Genomic DNA, 22,123 nt, shown 5'->3' with positions numbered 1-22,123 from the left:
GTAAACGAAAAAAGGCCCGATTCATCGGGCCTTACATGCATTTTAATAACTCTGAACCAGTTTCTAATTTCTCAGGCTTTTAAGATAAGCCATCGTTTGCGGCACTTGTACCGCATAGCTTGGACTTTCATCTTCAATGTAATAATGCTCGATCGCCGACTTTTTAGCCGCTTTCAGGATTCCCGGAATATCCAGCTGACCCGTTCCCAATGCGACGTCGTTTGTTACCGGCGTTCCTCCCGACAAGTTTCCTTCCACACCTTTGCGAAGGTCTTTCATATGCATCAGCTTGAAACGTTTCGGATATTTTTCAAGCAATCCGGCCGGGTTACCTCCCGGGAAAAATGCCCAGAGCAGATCCAGCTCAAAACTGACATATGCAGGATCCGTCTTCTTAATGATATAGTCCATTAAAGTGCCGTCTTCATGCTTTTCGAACTCGTAGCCATGGTTGTGATAACAAAAAGTCAACCCAATTTCGTCTTTCAGTTTTTTCCCGATCGTGTTAAAATCGGCAATCGTTTTATCCGCGGTTTCCAGTGTAAAAGGACCTTTGTGAGGAACCCAGGCAACCCGCACAAATTTAGCCCCCAGCGTTTTTGCATTCTCTCCCACTTGCTGTGTTTTGTTTAATGCATCATCATAACTTACCCCGAAAGACGAGCAATGCATCCCGCGTTCGTCTAGCAGCTTTTTGAGATCAGCAGCCGTTTTACCAAACAAACTGGAAAATTCCATATCCTTGATACCTAATGCTTTGAGTGTATCTAATGTCGCAGCTGGGTCTTTGGAAAAACTGGATCGGTAGGTGTAGGAAACCATTCCAGGCATTTGAGGAAAAAGAGGCTTGCCTTTTTGTGCAAACAGATTCTGGCTTGCCAGCAGAATCAGGATCGTTGAAAACAGATGTTGAACTCTCATTTTTGAATTGATTTGGCTCTTCGTTGCGCGATATACATTCAGGAATCTTTTGTACGATCAAGACGATCTTCTGAACGAGTTCCCCTGACGTTCATCAAAGATCGCTCACGCTATGCTGGCGGCTTCCATCGCAAAAATAAGTTTCACCGCGCGCTACCGATTCAATGCATTTAAGCAGATCGGACGGGCAGGTTTTTTTTGTGAGATACCCTCTCACACCGATGCGAAAAAGCGAGAATGCCAATTCGTGCTGGGAAAGACTATCATAGAGAATAAATCTTGCGCCAGGATTTTCGAGCATATGGTTTACTAATTCGCCCGGGTCGATATCCGGCTGCTCCTCCGAAAGTCCGATGATGATGATATCGAACTGTGAAGATTGTGTTTCGTTTCCGAGTGAGTTCAAACAACTCGTTTCACGTATGGTAAGATCACTCAAATGGTTTTGGAGTAATACACGGATCCCTGTGCGAAAAATCGGATGCCGGTCTACCAAGGCAATTCTCATTATGCAGTCAATTCAGTGAAAAAGTCGTCTGGCGAGCTGTAATCATGGCTCCCGGCAATGCCGGGAGCTGATTGCTTACTCAACGTTTTAATACATTCTGATCAGGCTTGAATAAATTCTTCTACAAGCCCTTTTGAATACGTAAAAGTATTACGTATATCAGTACCCGACATCAGAATAAATTGATATGTATATTGAAGAATGTGAATTGTTTCCAAAATAAATTTAATGCACTGCGAAGTTCTTCTATCATCGAATTTTCCTATTATTGTTATTAATTATTCAACGTACCGTTATCAGCTTCCGTAAGTAAAATGAGTATTCAGATCATCATTGCTGAGGATCACCCGCTGGTCCTAACGGGTATCCAATACCTGCTCATGGAGCATTTTCCCGATGCGATCGTCACTGGCACCACGGATTTCAACAAGACGCTGGCCCACCTGGATAAACAGAAATTCGACTTGCTCATTATGGATATCAACCTCCCAGGCGGCGACAAGACAGGTATGGTCCATTCGGTGCGGATGAAGCAGCCAAAAATCCCGATACTGGTTTGTTCCAGCTACGACGAGCAGCTATATGCACTTCCTTTTCTAAAAGCCGGGGCTAACGGATACATTTCAAAAACGGCTATCAATGAAGACTTTAAGCTGGCGATCGATCAGGTGTTGAGCGGCCGGATCTATGCAAGCCCGGAGGTAATGAAAGCTGCATTCGGACAATTGTTCAATACAAAAAGCAACCCGGATTCCGTCTCGGAAAAGCTCTCGGAAAAAGAACTGGAAGTTGCCAAGCTGCTGGCAAAAGGCTTGTCCACCAAAGCCATTAGTCAGCACATTCACCTTTCTTCCTCGTCGGTTAGCAGTTACAAATCCCGTATTTTCGAAAAGCTGGGTGTAACTAACATAATCGAGCTGACCACGTATTTTGGATTAAACGGATAACTTACTGAACAACAAGTACTAATCGGGTTCTTTTGTGATGACAGGATGAGATTTACAGCACTAGGGTATTTCAAATGGTGTTTTTTACTTCTATCCGTTATTCCGGTAGCTGCCCAGGAATCGTGGCCGTCCGCATACCGTGTCAGGCATTTTACGGATGAAAACGGTCTTCCCCAAAACAGCGTAAAAGCGATCGTGGGAGATAAAAATGGCTTCGTGTGGTTCGCCACCGAAGCAGGACTTGTCCGTTTCGACGGTCAACGGTTTTTAACATTCGATCAGTCCAGGCTTCCATTGCACAGTAACCGGATACGCGGATTTGTTCCCGCCGTCAGCAACCATGCCGCCAGCCGGCCGTACGAATTTTATGCATTAACGGAAACGGACGAATATTTGGGAATTCAGAAAACGGCAATTGCTGCGGTTGATACCGCCTTTTACAATCAGTACCAAAAGACCAATCCATTATTGACCGGACCGGCCAGGACCAACAGTCTGTTACCCGCCCTGCCTTCTCAAAATCTGCTGAGCCCGGCGGCTGAGCCGTATTTTGCTTTCGTATCTGCCGAAAGGTTCTACATGTGGAGCGGAAATAAGATCACTTCTTACAATCGGGAAAAACCAGTTTTCAGCGTTTCAGGCCATATCAGGCATTTGTTTCTCATTGATAATAAACCATTTGCCATCGATAGCTCCGGTACTTTTTTACAAATCCGTTCAGACGGAATCCGGAATTTAGAATTGGAAGGTGACATTCAGAACAACCCGCAAAACGTCCGCGGCAGTGACAACATACGGCTGTTTTGGAACAACATTTCCCAGCAAGCATTTGTATACCTCGAAAAACACCTGTACGCATTAACCGAATCCACACCCGGCCACCTGACAACCACGCTACTTTTAAATGACTTTGATTTTGTTGATTTACAGATCGTTGCCATACATCACAATGCAGCAAACGGCCACCTGTTTTTGGGAAGCGCGAGCAAAGGTCTGTTTGTTATCAGGAAAAATGAGTTTCAATCCCTGAGATTGGACGAGCCCGATGCGGACAATGTGTATTATGCACAAATACCCAATGCGGGACGATCGGTACTGACCGCGCAGGGCTACATGCTGGGATTGAACACAGATGGTGAAGTCACCGCCCGACGGACCTCCGCTTTTATGGAAAATTTCAGCTATAAGTATTCGATAGCGGACAACAAAGACGGTACTTTCTGGTTTGGAATTGGTTTTCAGCTATTCAAAATGCGTAAAACAGACCAAAAGATCCTGATCCGGCAGCAGTTACCTGAACCGATGAAATCGCTTTTTGTGGACAGGAATGGAAGACTCTGGATCGGATGTGAGCACAATTCACTTTACCATCTGGAACAGAGCGGGGAAAAGTATCGGGTGGTATTATCGAAAAAAGCAAAGATCGGCGGAATCTCCATTATCGGTCAGGAGTCAGCCGAAACAATGTTGCTCGGGACCGATGCCGGACTTTATCGATATAATATAAAAACCAACAATCTTTTAAAGCTCAAATTCTTCGAAAACATGAAGATCCGGAGCTTTTATACAACCGTCCAAGGAACCTGGATCACGACATACGGCCATGGTTTTTTCCTTTTGAATAAACAAAAACTCACCCGGTTTCCGCTGGATGCGGACCGTTTCCTAGCCACCTCGCATTGCATTACGGAAGATAAAAACGGTTTTTTCTGGATCACGACAAACCGCGGATTGTTTCAGGTTTCAAAGAGACAATTACTCGACTATTCCCGAAACAGCCGCAATCTGGTTTACTATCTGTACTATGACCGGAGCTACGGTTTCGGTACCAATGAGTTTAATGGCGGTTGCAAACCTTGCTCGGTGACATTAAGAGACGGAACGGTTTCTCTGCCGTCTATGGACGGACTGGTGTGGTTCTCCCCAGCCAAGATCCATCCCGAACTACCGGATAAAGGACTGTTCGTTAGCTCGTTACATATTGACGGCAGACCCACCAAAGCCACCGATACACTCGAAGTTCCGCGTGATTTTGAATTAATCCGCCTCAACATCGCGACACCTTATTTCGGGAACTCGAATAACATTCAGATGCAGTATTCACTGGCGGAGGAAGGCAGGACAAGGAAATGGATCCCGGTCAATGACGATCAAGTGATTTCCATTTCAAAAATTCCGTATGGTAATTACAAACTGGTTATCCGAAAAGTAAATGGTTTCAAGACAAATGATTACACGTTCAAGGAACTGACTTTGCGCATTGAACCCGCGTGGTTTGAGAGCTGGTGGTTCCGGTTACTGATCGCTGCCATTCTCATCGGGTCTTTTTTTATTGCTGTGAAATGGCGGACGGGATATCTGATGAAAAAAGAGCGTGAAAACAATCTTTTGCGGCATTACCGCGTGATCAGCCAGGTCATCGCTGCGGTAAACCACGACATTCAGACACCTTTGCATTACATTGGTTTTTCACTGAAACAAATTAATTCCTATTTAAAAAAGGAAAAAATCGGCAACCCGCTCATTACCCGTATGAGCGAGGAATCGCTGAATACTTCGCAGAGGCTGGGCACGCTTACCAAAAACATGCTCGATTACATCAAGCTGCAAAACAAAAATCCGGATTCAAGAACGGATACGAGCGCTATAACGCTATTTGAGCTGGTGTCCGAAATCTGTGAGCTGTTTTCTCCCGTCGCCACATTTAAAGATATCGCGATTAAAAATTTGTTAACTCGTGATTTTGTGGTTCATAGCGACCGCAACCTCCTGTCCGTCATAATCCACAATCTTGTCGACAATGCATCGAAAGTGAGCCGGTCGGAAATCCTGATTTACACTTCTGAGGAAAATGGCAAAAAACAGTTAACAATTGAGGATAATGGCGGCGGAATGCCCGATGAACTACGGAACTGGCTGAACAAAAGCTACAAATCGTATGAAGACTGGCTTCGCGCCTCCCAATATCCTGACCAAAAAGGGATCGGGCTGGTAATTGTCAAAGATTTGTGTGTATTGTTACACATCGAAATCAACGTTCAACCAAAAAATGAGCGTACCTGCATTACGCTAACTTTTCAATCTGCTGATTTGTAATCCTTCTTTCTGATACTTCTTGAAACAACAAGCTACCATACTATGCATTTTTATCAAATACACCGAAAAGAAATCCTCAAAACACTACCAAAGCACGTGTAAGATTCTCAGAAGGGTTTTCGAATTGAATTTTCAATCCGGTCTTTTCTGACAATTCATCGACAAGTCTTAGTCCAAGTCCGTTTAACCCCCGATTACCGTCTTTTTGAGCTAAAATGTGTTGATATGCTTCCTGGCTGAATGCAGGACCGGTATTTTCAATCGCTAAAATTTTATGTTTTTCGTCCCCATTAAGACTGAGCGTGATCAGGCTGTTATCGTCAGCGGCTTTAATGGCATTCTGAAGTAAATTTCGCACGATGGCCTGCAGATAGTAGGGGTCCGTTTCGACCATCGCTTTTTCGGGAATCTCATTTTCAATTTGAATTTGCTTTGCCTCAATGTTGAGTTGCAGTAGTTTAAGACATTGTTCCGTAATGCGGGTTACCTCCACAGGCTGAATATCAGCCTTAAACTGATTGATCTGCGTTTTTGACCAAAGCAACAAATCCTCCATGGTCTCCAGCAGCGAGCCGGTAGCCGTTTGTATTTTTTCACTCAGCTCGGCCTTCTGGGATTCGTTAAGAAGTTTCGGGTTAAGCTGCTGCAGTTTCAGGAATTGATAAACCTGACTGATCGGCGAGCGCAGATCGTGGCTGATGATGCTGAAAAGCTTGGCCTTCGTACGGTTTGCGGCTTCCAGTTCCTCGATCAGCTTACTCATTTCGTGATTTTTCTGATCCAGTATTTCCGCGTTTTTCCTTTTATTCCTGTAAATAATTCCAAGTAAAACGAGCGATAATGCAAGGAACGAAACCCCGGAGGTAAGCCAGATCCGCTGCTTTCTGGCTTCGTCGATCTGCAGGTTCTTAATCTCGATCTGTTGTTGTTTATCTTTATTCTGGTACTGAGCCTCGGCATCTGCAATGCTCTTTTTCGATCCTTCGAGGTACAACGAATCACGCACAGGAATATACTTTTCATAATATGCGTAAGCCAGCTGCGGCTGTCCCGTTTCCGCATAGCAGCGCGCGAGTGTTTTAAGCAGCTCCACGTACAATTGCCGGTCCCAGGTTTCACAAAATGACTCGGAGGCTTTGAGATACGGCAATGCTTTTTTGAAATCCTTCTGAGCAAAATAAACCTCGCCGGTCATGTACTTAACCTGCGTCATCATATAGTTATCCGCCCATTTAGCAGCCAGTTCATTGGCCCGTGCCATGTGTACCTGAGCAATGTCCGGTTTTTTCCTTTGTAAATAATAATCCGCGAAGCCAAGATCGAGCGCTATCTTATTAATGCGGATCCCCGCCAGCTTGTTGTCAGGTTTAATGAGACCTGCGACACTATCATAATACACTTTTGCTTTTTCAGGCTGCTCCATACTTAAATAGAGATCCGTCATGTCTTTAAAATAATGCGACAAAAACGACTTGCTGCTCACGATGTACCTGCGTGCCTCCTGAGCATAGGAAATCCCTTTTTCAGGCTGGTTCAATGCGAGATATAGTTCAGCCAGATTGATCAATGCGGTCACCGCCTGCTCCCGGTCTTTGAGCTCACCGGTTTCGATCAGCTTTTTCTTCACCGCAATGGATTGCAGCAGGTATTTTATCTCCGTTTCATACTCACCTTTTATGGAATAATAATTAGCGATAGTCGCATATAAAGCGACTTTAGCCCCCTCCGACTTGGTTGTGTCCACAATCCGCAGAATTTCCTTCAACGCGGCATCACTTTTACTGGCATATCCGGCCGCATTGGAATACTTAAACAGCAGCCGGGCCAGTGCCTCACGAATCCGTACCGGCACTTTGCCTTTTCTGGCGATGGCCAGGGCTTTTTCGTAGTAGTAAAAACTACTGTCTGCAGCGCCGCTTCCCTGATATTCAGTGACAACACCCAGATAAAAATGAAACAGCGAAAGGTGATTGAAATCGCTGGCGGGCGTGATGGAGAGCGCATATGTAGCCACTTGCCTCTCCCGTTCATAATCTTCCCGGTCGCTGAGCGTGTCGCACAAATCCGCGAGCGCCTCCAGCTTGGTATTAATGGTCTTGTATTTTGTCAGGTCCGGGATAACCTGGGCGGTAGCAGTCTCTGGGACAGCGCAGAGCAACATCGCTACGAGAAAGCAATTTCTCATCGGCGGGATCCGTATTTAGCTATGAAGTAACGTAGTTGCATGCTTAAGAAGGAGAGAAACGAATGTTGAATTTTATTCCGTAAGATATAAAAAAGACCCAGATCTCACTCATCAAAGCCCCAAAACGGGTAATCATACGTGTACTTTTAGTATAAAGCACTTGGACAGATCCCGGACATAAAACGTTTTTTAGTATAAATTCATGAAATATGAACATTATCTGAAATAATTAAGTGTTATTTGTACAATTATAATTTCAGAACAAAAACGCTCCCATTATGTCTACTACAAAACTGGTTATGGCTGGCTCTTTACTGGCCTTAGTACCTGTTACAGGATTTTGTCAGGCACCTTCCGGTAAAATAAAACCATTGGTGACGAACATCTACACCGCAGATCCGTCTGCGCATGTTTTTGACGGTAAAATTTACATTTACCCGTCGCATGATATCGAAGCCAATGTGCCGCAAGATGACGAAGGCGGACATTTCAACATGAGAGACTACCACATTCTATCCATGGATGTTATTGGTGGAAAGGTCACTGATCACGGTGTTGCGCTGGATCTTAAAGACATTCCCTGGGCCGGACGGCAGCTTTGGGCACCAGATGCAGCATTCAAAAACGGTACCTATTATCTGTATTTTCCGGTTAAAGACAAAAGCGATGTTTTCCGGATAGGTGTGGCAACCAGTAAGAACCCTGCCGGTCCGTTCAAACCACAGCCGGCCCCGATACCCAATAGTTACAGCATCGATCCGGCCGTCTTTACCGACACTGACGGCAAGTCGTACATGTACTTTGGCGGCATATGGGGTGGTCAGCTCCAACGCTGGCATACAGGAACTTACAACAAATCGTTGATGACCGATCTCGGAAAGGGTCATGAAACTGAACCTGCATTGAGTGCCAAAGTCGCGCGCATGAGCGATGATATGCTTACTTTTTCAGAATCACCGAAAGATGTGAAGCTTATAGACGAAAAAGGAAATGCAATACTTGCAGGGGATGTCGACCGCCGGTTTTTTGAAGGTGCCTGGATGCATAAATTCAAAGATCAGTACTACTTCTCCTATTCGACGGGCGATACGCATTTCCTGTGCTACGCGGTCAGCGATTCACCTTATGGTCCATTTACTTATAAAGGCGTGATTATGAAACCGGTAACAGGCTGGACGACGCATCATTCCATCGTTGAATTCAAAGGGAAATGGTACATTTTCTATCACGACGCCGAGCTTTCGGGAAAAACGCATCTTCGTAATGTAAAAGTGCGGGAGTTAATGCGAAATGCGGATGGTTCCATTCAAACGATCACACCTTGATCGTGTTCAAAACACATCGATTCTGCACAAAAATAGGATCTAACCCATCTTTATTTTGAGCTGAAATCCCAGCAGTGTATTTTTTTCAAAAAAAAGTGCTATTTTTTTTAAGTGTGGTGTTGACATTTTATCAAAAATATTTCACCTTTGGTTCAGTTATAGTTTAGGTCAAGTAATCCGTCCGGATCGGTCCGTTCTGCCTCATTTCATTGACAGGCAGATGCTATTCACCCTTTCAGATGGTTGTGTTCGTTTACGAAGCTGTATTGCGGCTTCGCAGTTTTTTACCGCTTAAAAAATAAGTGTCCATTTAACGTTTATTCGACAACCTATGAAAAACCGTGTACCAGGTAATTATTTCAGAAAAGTCAACGCATGGCTGCTTTTGCTAACACTCTCCTGCTTTTCAGGAGGTTACGCACTGGCTGCGCCTGGCGCTGATCAACAAGTTTCAGGCAGGGTAACTGCTGAGAACGGCGAGGCATTGCCGGGAGTGAATGTTACATTAAAAGGATCCAGCATCGGGACAACCACCGATACAAAAGGTGATTTTTCTCTCAATGTACCTTCCGAAAACAGTATCCTCGTTTTCAGTTTTATAGGATATGGAAAACAGGAAGTTACCGTGGGGACCAAAACCCGCATTGACATTCAACTGCTTACTGAAAATCAGGCGCTCGAAGAAATGGTCGTGATCGGTTATGGTTCGCAGAAAAAATCCTCGCTCACCGGCGCGGTTTCTTCTGTTACCCCAAAAGAACTTACCGCACTTCCGGTGGTCAGCGCCGAGCAGGCTTTGCAAGGTCGCGTTCCAGGTGTCCGGGTGGTTAATAACGGTAGCCCGGGGCAAACTCCGATCGTACGTATACGGGGCATCGGTTCGATCAATTATGCGTCCGGACCGTTATATGTGATTGACGGAATTCCGGCCGGGGACCTCAATAACCTCGATCCGAAAGACATAGAATCGCTGGAAGTGTTGAAAGATGCCAGCTCAGCAGCCATTTATGGATCGCGGGCGTCGAACGGCGTAATCATCATTACAACCAAAAAAGGATCCAGTGACGGAAAATTGCATGTCAATGTCGATACCTACTTTGGCACACAATCGGCATGGAAAAAACTGGATCTGCTGAACACGGATCAATACATTCAATATTCGACGGCCTTACTGGGCAATGCCGGAATTGCGATGCCAGGCAGACTCTCTGATCTCAACAAGCCCATTTACGAGGGAGCAACCCAGACGTTTGCGCAAACGCATACCGACTGGCAGGATGTGCTGTTTAGAAATGCGCCGATCCAGCAACACCAACTTTCGGTGAGCGGCGGGAACAGTGTTTCCCGGTTCTTTACGTCCGCGGGGTATTTTGATCAGGAAGGTATTCTGGTCGGGACTAATTACAAACGTGCCAATTTCCGTGTCAACTCCGATCATCAGGTAGCCAAATTCCTTAAAATAGGCCAGACACTGACTTTCTCTTACGATAAAAGTCGCGGTGAACAAGGTTTTGGCGGCGGCCGCACGCTCGTGATGCAGGCGATCCGAAACCTGCCGTACTGGCCGGTGACTGACCCAACCAAACTGGGAGGTTACAGCTCGCCGACCGCAGCCGACGGCAGCGACCCGGACAATCCACTACGCATTGCTGAAATGGATATTACACGAAATCAGAAGATTAAACTACTGGGATCCATTTTCGCTGAGGTGAATCTTACAAGCTTCTTGAGATACCGATTCAGTTTTGGCGCAGATGTCGTTTCCGCATTGAGCAACGAACAATTTCCCATTTATAACGACGGATACAAGTCCAGGTCCCAGTTTGAAATACGAAACGGACGTACCAGCTTTTATTCACCGGTTGTTACGAACCAGCTTACATTCGACAAAACCTTTGGAAAACACCAATTGAATGTAACGGCGATCATCGACAAGCAAAGCTTCCGCTCCAATACATTAAATGGCTCCGGTTACAGGCCGAACAATGACATTGATCAAATGCAGGGTGTCTCCAACCCGAATGCCACCAGCTCACTCGACGAAAGCACGCTTATTTCCTATGTGGGGCGTTTGAACTACGAGTTTAGCGGAAAATACCTTTTGAGCGGCTCCATTCGCCGCGACGGATCTTCCCGGTTTGCTCCCGGAAACAAATGGGGCACTTTTCCTTCCTTATCTCTCGGCTGGCGGATCAGCGAGGAAGAATTTCTCAAATCGGTACCAGCCATCTCCGAGCTTAAAATCAGGGCCAGTTACGGACAAACCGGTTTTAACGGAATCGGAAGTTATGCCTGGCAATCGCTGGTTTCAGCGGATAATTCCAATTATGTGTTTGGAGCTAACAAGCTTTTGGGATCTTATTTCAGTTCTCTCGGCAATACGCAGCTGAAATGGGAAAGCACAGAAATGACCAACCTGGGTCTTGATCTCGCATTGTTCAACAACAGCATTACATTCACCGCGGAACGTTACAACCGCAATACGGACGGACTTTTGCTGGAAGTACCTATTCCGAACTCACTGGGCTATTCATCGTCTCCATTATCGAACATTGGCAAGATGAAAAACTGGGGGTACGAGTTTCAATTGGGCTACAACAAAAATGACGGCGATTTCAAATGGAATGCATCTGTAAACCTGGACATTACACGAAATAAAGTAGTGAGTCTGGCTACCGAAAGCGCCGCGCTTTTCTCGGGAAAAAATGATGACTTCGGAGGATTTGACATTACAAAAACAGAAGCTGGTCATCCCATCCAATCATTCTTCGGATGGAAAGTGGATGGCATTTTCCAGAACGCGGCAGAAGTTGAAAAATACAATGCATTGGACGGTGACGACCAGACCAAATACCAGCCTGCCGCGGCACCCGGCGACATTCGTTTCAAAGACTTAAATGGTGATGGTAAAATTGATGCGAGTGACCGCCAGTATCTCGGCAGTTTCATTCCAAAATTCAGCTACGGCGGTAATTTCGGGGGAAGTTACAAAGGCTTCGATTTCACAGTTTATCTGCAGGGAGTTCAGGGTAACAAGATTTACAATGGTACCAAAGTCATCGAGCAGGGAATGCTCCGGTTGTTCAATGCAGGCACCGACGTACTCGATGCCTGGACACCGTCCAATACCGATACTGACGTGCCACGCGCAATCAGCGGAGACCCGAACAACAACAGCCGCACCAGCGATCGCTTTATCGAAAACGGCTCGTATATGCGTATCAAAAATTTGAGCATCGGTTATACCATTCCTGCAAAAGGATTGTCAACATTGACCAAGAACACGATCACCAGAGCAAGAGTGTACGTGTCCGCCTCCAACCTGCTGACATTAACCAAGTATTCAGGTCTTGACCCGGAAATTGGCGTGAACGGTTCGTCTACTGCTACCGGGACCCAGTTGATCAATGGCATCGATTACGGAATGTACCCGCAGCCAAGAACATTGCAGGTAGGATTGAGTTTTGGTTTTTAATCATCGACTGAAAAAAGCATTGACATGAAAAGAAATCTGATATTAACCTGCGTTTTTATACTAGGTCTTGTCCTTTCCTGCAAAGACGACATCCTGGATAAAACGAACCCAAACGGCGTGACCGTCGATGGATATTACAAAAACGGAGCTGAACTTACCAGCGGTGTTACCAGCGTTTACTCGATGCTGAAAGCCAATAACCTTGTTGCGAGGGAGTGGTTTTTCCTGCACGACCTGCGCAGCGACGACATGGCTGCCGGCGGCGGTCAACTGGAAACGCCCCGAAACCAGCTTTTGCTCGGAACACATGACACCGGAAACTCGGTACTGGGTACGGTGTGGCTGGCGTATTACCGGCTGATTCACCGGGCCAATTCCGTTGTGGACAATTCGGAAAAAGTAACAGATCTGAATGCAGCCGATAAGGCGCGTTTACTCGCCGAAGCACGGTTTCTGAGAGCATATGCCTATTATGAGCTGGTGAGCATGTGGGGCGGTGTGCCGCTTTATAAAAATTACGTACTGACCGTGGATGGCAGCTTGCCAAGATCGACCGACGCAGAGGTTTATGCCTACATTACGGCTGAACTTCAGGAAATCCAGAATGCACTTCCAGCCACCTATGACGCCGGAAACCAGGGTCGTGCAACAAAAGGTGCCGCTCAGATGTTGCTGGCGCGGGTTTACCTGCAACAAGGCAATTATCAGAGCGCAAAAACGGAGCTGCTAAAAATCTACGATTCGAAAGTTTACGCGCTGGTTGACAATTACAATGACAACTTCCTGGAAGAAACCGAGTTCAACAAAGAGTCTATTTTCGAGGTCAACTTTTTCCCGGCTGGTGGGGTATACAACTGGGATGGCGATGGAAATGGGGCCACTGCCGGCACTGAAACAGTACGTACGCAGGAATATTCTGCAATTGGCTGGCGAAACGTAATCCCGTCAAACAGTCTTTTGAGTGAATTCGAAAAAACCACAAAAGGCGATGCGAAAACAGATCCGCGTTATCTTGATTCATTTTATTTTACCGGTGAAAAATACAATAATGGCGCCAGTACTTTAACCGATGGCCAGCAAAACGGTAATGCATCTGTTGTGGACGGAGTAACCCAGAAAGTGAGCTGGCAGAAATATTCGCTCATGTATAAAATGAACGAGTCGTTTTTGACTGGCGGGATCAATCAGCGCATCATGCGTTTCGCAGAGACCATTCTTGCACTGGCGGAAGTTGAAAATGAACTGGGCAACATTGCTCAGGCCGTTACCTATCTGAACATGATCCGCGCCCGGAAAAGTGTGAGCATGCCCGCCTACCCGACTGCCAAATTCCCGGTTACGACCAAAGATCAGGTATTTGCGGCGATCATGCACGAACGCCGGATCGAATTGAATGGCGAGCAGATCCGCAACCGGGACATCGTGAGATGGAGGAAACTGGCCAAACTGAAAGTTGAGCCTCTGGCATATTTCCAGGCCAACAAACATGAGTTATTGCCAATTCCGCAGCAGGAAGTCGATAACAATGCGAAAATTGAACCGACCGACCAGAATCCCGGATATTAATACTCTTTACCTTACTGAAAATCATACGAATGGCACCGGCTCATCACTGGTGTCATTTGTAGTATAATCGCTTTTCATGAAAAAAGCCCTTTTCATTTTTTTGCTCCCGACGGTGTTGACCAGTTTTTTTATTTCTTGTAAAAACAAGAGAGAAACGCTGTTTACCAGTCACAATTCGGATGAAACAAATGTCCGTTTCGTAAATAAACTCACACCAAACGACTCCATTAACCCGTTCACATTCACGAATTTTTATAATGGCGGGGGCGTGGGAATTGGCGATTTGAATGGTGACGGAAAGCCCGATGTTTTCCTCGGCGGCAACCAGGTAAGCTGTAAATTGTATCTCAGCAAAATTGATACGCTTTCCAATAAATGGGAATTTAAAGATGTAACAGAAAAAGCGGGACTGATCACCAGGCGCTGGTGCACCGGTATTTCCATGGTCGATATCAATCAGGATGGATTACTTGATATCTATGTGAGTGTGGCGAAACACATTAAAATGCCCGATTCTGAAAATCTGCTTTTTATAAATCAGGGAAATAATCAGGACGGCATTCCGGTGTTCAAGGATCAGGCAAAAGCGTATGGATTGAATGACAATGCATTCACCACGCAAACCGCTTTTTTCGATGCAGATCTGGACGGAGACCTGGATGCCTATCTGATGAACACTGCGCCTGATCTTCAAAATCCCAATTTTATCCGACAAACCTACAACGACGGGTCTTACCCGAGTACCGGCCGGTTTTATCTTAATGACGGAGTGGGCGAAAATGGCATTCCTCAATACCGCAATATCTCCCGGGAAGCGGGTGTGAAATTCGAGGGGCTGGGTCTCGGACTTGCTATAAGTGATTTAAATAAAGACGGTTACCCGGATATTTATTGTTCCAACGACTTCATCAGCAGTGATATTCTTTACCTTAATTCTGGTAACTCAAATCCTACTTTTGAAAATGTGATCAAGAAATCGACGGCCCACACCAGCCTTTTCGGAATGGGCCTGGATATTGCGGATATTAATAACGATACCTATCCCGACATTTTCCAGCTGGATATGCTGCCGGAAGACAATCTCCGACAGAAGAAAATGCTCGCCGGACAAGATTACGACCGGAAAGAAATGAGTATTTCGGAGCAGTATGGCTACCAGTTGCAGTACATGCGAAATACGCTCCAACTCAACCTCGGCACTTTATCTGCCAAAAACACATTTCCCCTATTTTCTGAAATCGGACTGGTTGCCGGCATTTCCAAGACAGACTGGAGCTGGGCGCCGCTGATCGCAGATTACGATAATGACGGTTTGAAAGATATTTTTATCACAAACGGGTATCGCCGCGATGTGACCGACCGGGATTTCATCCAGTTCAAAGAAGACTTTTCGAATTTTGGTACCAATAATTTTAAGCAGCAAAATGCATTGGAACTGATCCAAAAAGTACCTGAGGTTAAAATCGCCAACTATGCCTACAAAAATGCGGGAAACCTCACTTTCGAAAACACGTCGACCAACTGGGGACTGGACGAACTTTCTTATTCAAATGGAGCCGCATATGCCGATCTGGATGGTGACGGCGATCTGGATCTGGTGGTAAATAACATTGATTCAGAAGCATTTATCTACCAAAATAAAAGCAGGGAAAAAGCGGCTGCCAACTTCATTTCGATATCTCTTAAAGGAAAAAAAGGAAACCTGGCGGGAATTGGAAGCACAGTTACTATTTGGCATGAAAAACAAACGCAATACGCCGAAATGTACGTGGCCCGCGGCTTTTTATCTTCGGTCGGCACAGGCATTCATTTTGGCCTCGGCAGCTCGCAAGTGATTGATAGTATGAAGGTTATATGGCCGGGCGGAATGTCGCAAAAGCTTTACAATGTAAAAGCGAATCAGCAATTGGTTGTCGAACAAAAAAACGCAGGAAACTCTCTGCAAACACCTGAAGAACACAAAGCCGAGCCTTACTTCACTGACGTAACAAATGAGGTAAAACTGGATTACCAGCATCAAAAGTCAACGTTTATCGATTTCAAACAAACCGCGGCGTTGCATAAAATGCTCTCGAAAAGTGGATTTCCGATCGCAGTTGGCGACGCCAATCAGGATGGGCTGGACGATTTCTTTGTAGGCGCCAGTTACAAAAAGGGTAAGCCATGCATTTATTTTCAACAAGCTTCGGGCATGTTCACGAAACGCGTGATTGCACAGGATTCATTGCACGAGAACATTTCTGCCACATTTTTCGATGCGGATGGAGATAAAGATCAGGATTTGATCGTCGTGAATGGCGGAAATGAGAAGCCGGAGACGGATCATACTTTTTACGAAGTCCAGCTGTATGTGAATGATGGACGTGGAAACTTTACAAGGTCGTCTGCCGAAGCTTTACCCTCCATTTCCGTGAGCGGATCCTGCGTCGTTTCCAGCGATTTTGATAAAGACGGCGATGCCGATCTTTTCATAGGCGGACGGATGGTTCCCGGCAAATACCCACTTCCCGCGCGCAGTTACCTTTTACGGAACGATTCCAAAGCTGGCAAAATACAGTTTGCGGATGTTACCGAAGCCTATTGCCCGCAACTTTTGACTGCCGGAATGGTTTGCTCCGCATTATGGGCCGATACGGATCGCGACGGACTCGAAGATCTGGTTATAGCAGGAGAATGGATGCCTTTGCGGATATTTCAGAATAAAAAAGGGAAATTCCAGGAAACAGAAACTGCAAAAAATAGCTTTGCACCTTATTCCGGATGGTGGAACAGCCTGGCGGCGGGCGATTTCGACCGGGATGGAGACATTGATTTCATAGCTGGAAACGAGGGCGTTAATACTTACTACCGCGCCTCGCAAACGGAGCCAGCCAAAATGATCGCGAAGGATTTTAATGGCGACGGAACATTTGACCCGTTAATGGGCTATTTCATACAAGGTACCTCCTACCCCAGCGTCCCCCGCGACGCCCTGAACCAGCAGGTGATCCAGTTCCGCCGTAAATACCCGCATTACATTGATTACGCCAAAGCTACTTTCGACGAGCTTCTGACCCCGGACGAGAAAAAAGACGCCTACACTGCCCAGGCTACCTATCTGCAGAGTGCCTATGTTGAAAATCTGGGGAATGAGGAATTTAGAATCTCCGCATTACCTGTTGAAGCACAGTTTGCCCCGGTTTTTGGTATTGTCGTCACGGACGTAAATGCAGACGACAATCCAGACGTGGTCCTGACTGGAAATTTTTTTCCGAATGAAGTGAATATGGGCAGGCAGGACGCGTCGGTAGGGCTACTGTTGCTTGGAAACGGAAAAGGTAACTTTTTGCCACAAACGCCTCAGAAAAGTGGATTGTTAATCCAGGGAGATGCACGCGGAAGTGCACTGGTCCGCAACTCGAAAAACGAAACGATTCTGTTGACCGCCATCCATTCCATGGGTGTAAAATTCAATCGATTAAACTCTAAAAAGTCTGAACTCGCCCTCAAAGGGAAATAAATGTGTAAAATTCTGTCCAAGTATGTGGTATTAAAAATAAATTGAAACACTTTTACCAATAAACCCATACAGAATTATGAGAATTCGCATTTTTCTACCTTTTCTCTTTCTCTTAGTGATCTGTCAAACGGCCTGGTCGCAAGAAAAAAAATACAGCATTGTGATTAAAGGTGGGCATGTCATTGACCCGAAAAATAACGTTGACGCCATCATGGACGTGGCCATCGAAGGAACTCCGGGAGGCACGGATGGGAAAATTGCTTTGGTAGCCAAAAACATCGACAAAAACCTGGCAGTTCAGGTAGTAGACGCCAAAGGTCTTTACGTGACCCCCGGCATCATCGACATTCACGTGCATTATTTCTGGGGCACGGATCTGAAAGGAACATACCGTAATGGGCCAAATGGACTTCAGGCAGATGGTTTTACATTCCGGTCGGGCGTGACGACGGTGGTGGACGCGGGCAGCTCGGGGTGGAAAACCTTTGAGACCTTCAAAAAACAAACGATCGATCTTTCTAAAACCCGCGTACTAGCCATGCTGAACATTGTCGGCGAAGGAATGGCGGGTGGAAATTTCGAAAATAGCCTGGACGAAATGGATGCTGTGAAAACGGCGGAAATGGCAAAGAAATATCCAAACGACATCGTGGGGGTAAAACTGGCGCATTTCAACGGTCACGACTGGACACCAACGGATCGCGCACTGGAAGCCGGAAAGCTTGCTAATATCCCCATTATGGTGGATTTCGGCGGAGCAAATCCGGTTTTATCACTCGAAGAACTGTATTTGAAAAAATTCCGTGTGGGAGACATTTATACGCATTGTTTTGGTGGAAACAGCGATAACAGTGGTCGTGGACGTGAATCCATCGTGGATACAGAAGTGAACAAAGTGAAACCTTACGTGATCGAGGCACAGAAAAAAGGGGTGATTTTCGACGTCGGATTCGGTGGATCAAGTTTCCTTTTTGCGCAGGGAAAGCCAGCTATTAAACAAGGTTTTTACCCCAATTCTATCAGTACCGATCAGCATACGAGCAGCATGAACGGCGCGATGAAAGACATGAACAACATTATGTCGCTATTTATGGCAATGGGAATGGATTTCAAAAGCGTGATCGCCGCAAGTACCTGGAATCCTGCGAAGGAAATTAAAAAAGAAGAGCTTGGAAACCTTTCCGTAGGCTCGCCGGCAGACGTAGCGGTACTGAACCTGCGTGACGGCAAATTCGGTTTTTATGCCCGTGATGGTAAGATAGAAGGCAAAAAAAGGATTGAAACGGAATTGACGATTAAAGGCGGGAGCGTTGTTTATACATTAAATGCGCTGGTTGATCCTGTTATCCTGCCCCCACGTCCGCGTCCTGCAAATGCGCAACCTGCACGTCCCTGATTTATTCAAAAAATTTTAAACTCTTCATTTGATGAAACGTAGAGAAATACTAAAAGAGCTGACTATGATACCGTTGGCTGGCGGATTAGTGGGCTCAATGGAAGCAATGGCGGAAAGTAAAAGTCCGAAAAACTGGTTCAACAAAGCAGCGGCGGCAGTTTCTGCGCCTGGACCTTTGAAAGCCGGCCCACAGATTTATCAATCCATTGGAGTTGAACCGATTATAAATTGCCGTGGTACTTTCACCATCATCGGCGCCTCCATTGAATTGCCCGAAGTAAGGCAGGCGATGGAATATGCCTGCCAGTACAATGTGCAGATCGACGAGCTGGCGTTTGGTGTCGGTCAGCGTCTAGCCGAAATTACCGGCGCGGAATGGGGGATGGTTTCAGCCGGCTGTGCTGCGGGAATGAATGAAGTTACGGCGGGTATCATCTCCGGAGGCAATCCTGAAAAACTGATCCGCATTCCTAATCTCGAAGGTTTTGAGAAAACAGAAGTCATTATCCCAAGATCTTCACGGAACGTTTACGACCACGCGATCCGCAATTGTGGCGTCACGATCATTACGGTGGAAACGCCGGAAGAACTTTCGAATGCGATCAATCCGCGCACGGCGATGATCTATATGATGCCAGGCAATGAACCGTGGTCGGTTGCCAGCGTTGCCAAAATCGCGAAGCCGGCAAATATTCCGATCATGGTGGATGCCGCGGCTGAAAGGCTGACGATCCCGAACATCCATTTGAAAGCCGGCGCCTCGGTGGTAGCTTACAGTGGGGGAAAAGTGATCCGTGGCCCGCAATGTGCCGGGTTAATGCTGGGAAGTAAAGATGTATTGATGTCGGCATGGCAGGCCAGCGCGCCGCATCACGGACCTTGCCGCGACAACAAGATTGGCCGCGAGGAAGTAATCGGTATGCTTGCGGCGGTGGAAGCATGGGCGGTACGTGACCACAAAGCTGAAATGCGGACGTGGGTTTCCTGGCTTGAAAATATTTCCAAAAAAGTTTCGGGCATCAGCGGCGTTACGGTCGCGATTAAAGAGCCGGAAGAAGGTGCGCTGGACAACGCCACGCCCGTAATGACGGTTACCTGGGACCCGACAAAACTGAACATAACAGGCCAGGAAGTAGCGGACGAGCTGCAAACGACAAAACCAAGAGTGGCCGTCGGTACGGGCTTCAGGCGTGGACAACAAGCTGCATCGGGCCCGCCAACTACCTCCATTTCGATTGCCTCGTACATGATGGGACCGGGAAATGACAAGATCGTGGCTGATCGCATTCACGAGATTCTAACCCGCAAACGCAGCGCGCCAAAAGCGGAAGTCGCCATGAAAGCACCGTCGGCTGACGTAGCGGGACGCTGGGACGTGAACATTGAATTCTATACAAGTACCAGCAAGCATACTTTTCTGATTGAAAAACAGGATGGAAATTACCTTTACGGAACACACAAAGGTGAATTTGCTACCCGCGAACTGATGGGTAACATCGATGGCGACGAAGTTCGTTTCCAAAGCCGTTACAGCGTGCCGGGCGATAATGTAGTCATGACTTTTTACGGAAAAATCTCAGGAGATACCATTACGGGTGAGATCGATATGGTGGAATATGTTACCGCAAAATTCACCGCAAAGAAAACGGCATATCCAACTGGAAAACAACGCATTAACATTCCAGCGGGCCGACCATTGTCTACCTAGAAACTAAAAATCCCCGATCACAACTGACCGGGGATTTTTGCTTTATCGGATCTCATCAACCTAGACTGATTTCACAATCTTCATTTCCTCCGGGTTCCAGTTTACCACCGTACTTTCAAAATAGCTTTTGTTTGAAAGCAATGCCGGACCGGCTGCGCGCATTCCAAAAACCGCATCTTCTACGATGGTCCTTTTTCCTCGCATCGCGTCGAAAAACAATGCAAAATGGTCGAGGCGGTCGTCGTAACCCTGCGGAGCTTTGTATTCCTCCATTTCCGGCTCAGACATTTCCGGTATCGACGGATATTTTTCCTTATACTCAGCCAGGAATTTATCCTGTAAATCTTTGGGGAAAGTGTCAATGGTATAACCCGGCGCTTTCGCCATTTTCTTCTTTTTCACCGTTACCGTATTTCCCTGCAAGGTGATCTGGCCATCGGTTCCTACAAACCTGAAACCCGATCCCCCGCCCGATCCATCGGCGAAATTTACGCGTAAAGTAAGGTTGAATGCCGGGTGTGAAGCCGTTTTCGGATAGTCGTAAATACCTACCATCACATCCGGAACATCCCGTCCGTCTTTCCAGTAACGAAGGCCACCGCTGGTCATTATACGTGTGGGTCCCTTGCTGTCAAGAATGTAATGCATACCTGAAAATAAATGGACAAAAAGGTCACCCGCAACGCCGGTCCCGTAATCCTGGTAATTTCTCCATCGGAAGAATCGCAAAGGATCGTAGGCCATTTTCGGCGCTTTATTGCTTAGGAAACGGTTCCAGTCGACGGTCTGCGGGGAAGCATCCGGAGGGATTGAATACTGCCACGCACCCTGAGCCGAATGCCTGTCATAATATACTTCCACAAAGTTGAGCTCGCCGATGGCACCTGCCTTGTACAGTTCTTTCACTTTGGAATAAACAATGGAGCTAACACGCTGACTGCCCACCTGAAACACTTTCTTGGACTCATTCTGAGCCTTGATCATGTCATAACCCTGCTCGATCTTATGCACCATCGGTTTTTCACAATAAACTGCCTTTCCGGCTTTCAATGCTTCAATTCCGATCTGAGAATGCAAATGGTCGGGGGTTGCCAGAATGATCGCGTCGATGTCTTTGCGGCCGAGGATTTCCGAGTAATCGCGCGTGGTCTGGATATCTTTTCCAAACAGCTCTTTGGCGCGGACAAGGTGACCATCGTACACGTCGGCAACCGCCATTAGTTTCACACCGGGAACCATCAGAGCGGTGCGGGTATCGCCCATTCCCATGATCCCTGTACCAATGCAGGCGATCTGGATCTGATCGTTCGCAGCAATTTTCTGGTTCAGCCAGGGTATTTCTTCGGAATGAGCGGCGGAAGGTTTTCCCGCCAGGAGGTCGTGTACAGGACTTGCGGCGAGCAAAGCACCGCCCGACAATTTTTTGATAAAGTCCCTTCTTTTGTTTGGGGAGTTGTTGGGCATGGGAAATAGCTTATTTTTAGTAACTACAAGCCA

At 46.6% G+C, this 22,123-nt stretch carries 12 protein-coding genes; 8 read left to right on the top strand and 4 right to left on the bottom strand.

What is annotated here, in order from left to right; all coding sequences use genetic code 11:
• Positions 1-63 precede the first annotated feature (63 nt).
• Complete coding sequence (locus LZG72_RS02455; protein ID WP_233867087.1) at positions 64-921, bottom strand: sugar phosphate isomerase/epimerase; 858 nt, start codon at positions 919-921, stop codon at positions 64-66.
• Between the two features lie 94 nt (positions 922-1,015).
• Positions 1,016-1,429 (bottom strand): hypothetical protein, encoded by a 414-nt coding sequence (locus LZG72_RS02450; protein WP_233867085.1) that lies wholly within the window; start codon positions 1,427-1,429, stop codon positions 1,016-1,018.
• 314 nt (positions 1,430-1,743) lie between these two features.
• Between LZG72_RS02450 and LZG72_RS02445 the strand changes: the two genes are divergently transcribed.
• Positions 1,744-2,376, top strand: coding sequence for a response regulator transcription factor (locus LZG72_RS02445; RefSeq protein ID WP_233867083.1), 633 nt, complete (start codon positions 1,744-1,746; stop codon positions 2,374-2,376).
• Positions 2,377-2,421: 45 nt separating this feature from the next.
• The gene (locus LZG72_RS02440; protein WP_233867081.1) at positions 2,422-5,472 is read left to right on the top strand and encodes a sensor histidine kinase; all 3,051 of its coding nucleotides are present in this window, start codon (positions 2,422-2,424) and stop codon (positions 5,470-5,472) included.
• A gap of 76 nt (positions 5,473-5,548) precedes the next feature.
• On the opposite strand, the gene LZG72_RS02435 is transcribed toward LZG72_RS02440, so the two are convergent.
• A complete protein-coding gene (locus LZG72_RS02435) occupies positions 5,549-7,657 on the bottom strand; it encodes a tetratricopeptide repeat-containing sensor histidine kinase (RefSeq protein ID WP_233867079.1) in 2,109 nt (702 codons plus the stop codon).
• Positions 7,658-7,935: 278 nt separating this feature from the next.
• On the opposite strand from LZG72_RS02435, the gene LZG72_RS02430 reads away from it, so the two are divergent.
• The 6 genes from LZG72_RS02430 to LZG72_RS02405 all read left to right on the top strand — a co-directional run bounded on the left by LZG72_RS02430 (position 7,936) and on the right by LZG72_RS02405 (position 20,626).
• Entirely contained in the window at positions 7,936-8,982 is a 1,047-nt protein-coding gene (locus LZG72_RS02430) for a glycoside hydrolase family 43 protein (protein WP_233867078.1), read from the top strand.
• A gap of 331 nt (positions 8,983-9,313) precedes the next feature.
• Positions 9,314-12,457, top strand: coding sequence for a TonB-dependent receptor (locus LZG72_RS02425; RefSeq protein WP_233867076.1), 3,144 nt, complete (start codon positions 9,314-9,316; stop codon positions 12,455-12,457).
• A gap of 24 nt (positions 12,458-12,481) precedes the next feature.
• Complete coding sequence (locus LZG72_RS02420; protein ID WP_233867073.1) at positions 12,482-14,023, top strand: RagB/SusD family nutrient uptake outer membrane protein; 1,542 nt, start codon at positions 12,482-12,484, stop codon at positions 14,021-14,023.
• Positions 14,024-14,099: 76 nt separating this feature from the next.
• Positions 14,100-17,522, top strand: a complete 3,423-nt coding sequence (locus LZG72_RS02415; RefSeq protein ID WP_233867070.1) for a VCBS repeat-containing protein — start codon at positions 14,100-14,102, stop codon at positions 17,520-17,522.
• A 76-nt stretch (positions 17,523-17,598) separates the two neighbouring features.
• Complete coding sequence (locus tag LZG72_RS02410; protein WP_233867066.1) at positions 17,599-18,918, top strand: amidohydrolase/deacetylase family metallohydrolase; 1,320 nt, start codon at positions 17,599-17,601, stop codon at positions 18,916-18,918.
• A 31-nt stretch (positions 18,919-18,949) separates the two neighbouring features.
• Positions 18,950-20,626 carry a PLP-dependent transferase gene (locus LZG72_RS02405; protein ID WP_233867063.1) on the top strand — a complete coding sequence of 559 codons (1,677 nt, stop codon included), beginning with the start codon at positions 18,950-18,952 and terminating at the stop codon, positions 20,624-20,626.
• A gap of 60 nt (positions 20,627-20,686) precedes the next feature.
• Here the strand turns inward: LZG72_RS02405 and LZG72_RS02400 are convergent, their stop codons facing one another.
• Positions 20,687-22,090, bottom strand: coding sequence for a Gfo/Idh/MocA family protein (locus tag LZG72_RS02400; protein ID WP_233867061.1), 1,404 nt, complete (start codon positions 22,088-22,090; stop codon positions 20,687-20,689).
• Between the last annotated feature and the right edge of the window lie 33 nt (positions 22,091-22,123).

The sequence above is a fragment of the Dyadobacter sp. CY323 genome, assembly GCF_021390245.1.
GTDB lineage: Bacteria > Bacteroidota > Bacteroidia > Cytophagales > Spirosomataceae > Dyadobacter.
This window is presented reverse-complemented; position numbering and strand designations above follow the sequence as displayed.

Bases quoted from the DNA above. Each gene is read 5' to 3' on its own strand.
- LZG72_RS02445 (WP_233867083.1), top strand. From the start codon at position 1,744: ATGAGTATTCAGATCATCATTGCTGAGGATCACCCGCTGGTCCTAACG.
- LZG72_RS02440 (WP_233867081.1), top strand. From the start codon at position 2,422: ATGAGATTTACAGCACTAGGGTATTTCAAATGGTGTTTTTTACTTCTA.
- LZG72_RS02435 (WP_233867079.1), bottom strand. From the start codon at position 7,657: ATGAGAAATTGCTTTCTCGTAGCGATGTTGCTCTGCGCTGTCCCAGAG.
- LZG72_RS02405 (WP_233867063.1), top strand. From the start codon at position 18,950: ATGAAACGTAGAGAAATACTAAAAGAGCTGACTATGATACCGTTGGCT.
- LZG72_RS02420 (WP_233867073.1), top strand. From the start codon at position 12,482: ATGAAAAGAAATCTGATATTAACCTGCGTTTTTATACTAGGTCTTGTC.
- LZG72_RS02415 (WP_233867070.1), top strand. From the start codon at position 14,100: ATGAAAAAAGCCCTTTTCATTTTTTTGCTCCCGACGGTGTTGACCAGT.
- LZG72_RS02455 (WP_233867087.1), bottom strand. From the start codon at position 921: ATGAGAGTTCAACATCTGTTTTCAACGATCCTGATTCTGCTGGCAAGC.
- LZG72_RS02410 (WP_233867066.1), top strand. From the start codon at position 17,599: ATGAGAATTCGCATTTTTCTACCTTTTCTCTTTCTCTTAGTGATCTGT.
- LZG72_RS02425 (WP_233867076.1), top strand. From the start codon at position 9,314: ATGAAAAACCGTGTACCAGGTAATTATTTCAGAAAAGTCAACGCATGG.
- LZG72_RS02400 (WP_233867061.1), bottom strand. From the start codon at position 22,090: ATGCCCAACAACTCCCCAAACAAAAGAAGGGACTTTATCAAAAAATTG.
- LZG72_RS02450 (WP_233867085.1), bottom strand. From the start codon at position 1,429: ATGAGAATTGCCTTGGTAGACCGGCATCCGATTTTTCGCACAGGGATC.
- LZG72_RS02430 (WP_233867078.1), top strand. From the start codon at position 7,936: ATGTCTACTACAAAACTGGTTATGGCTGGCTCTTTACTGGCCTTAGTA.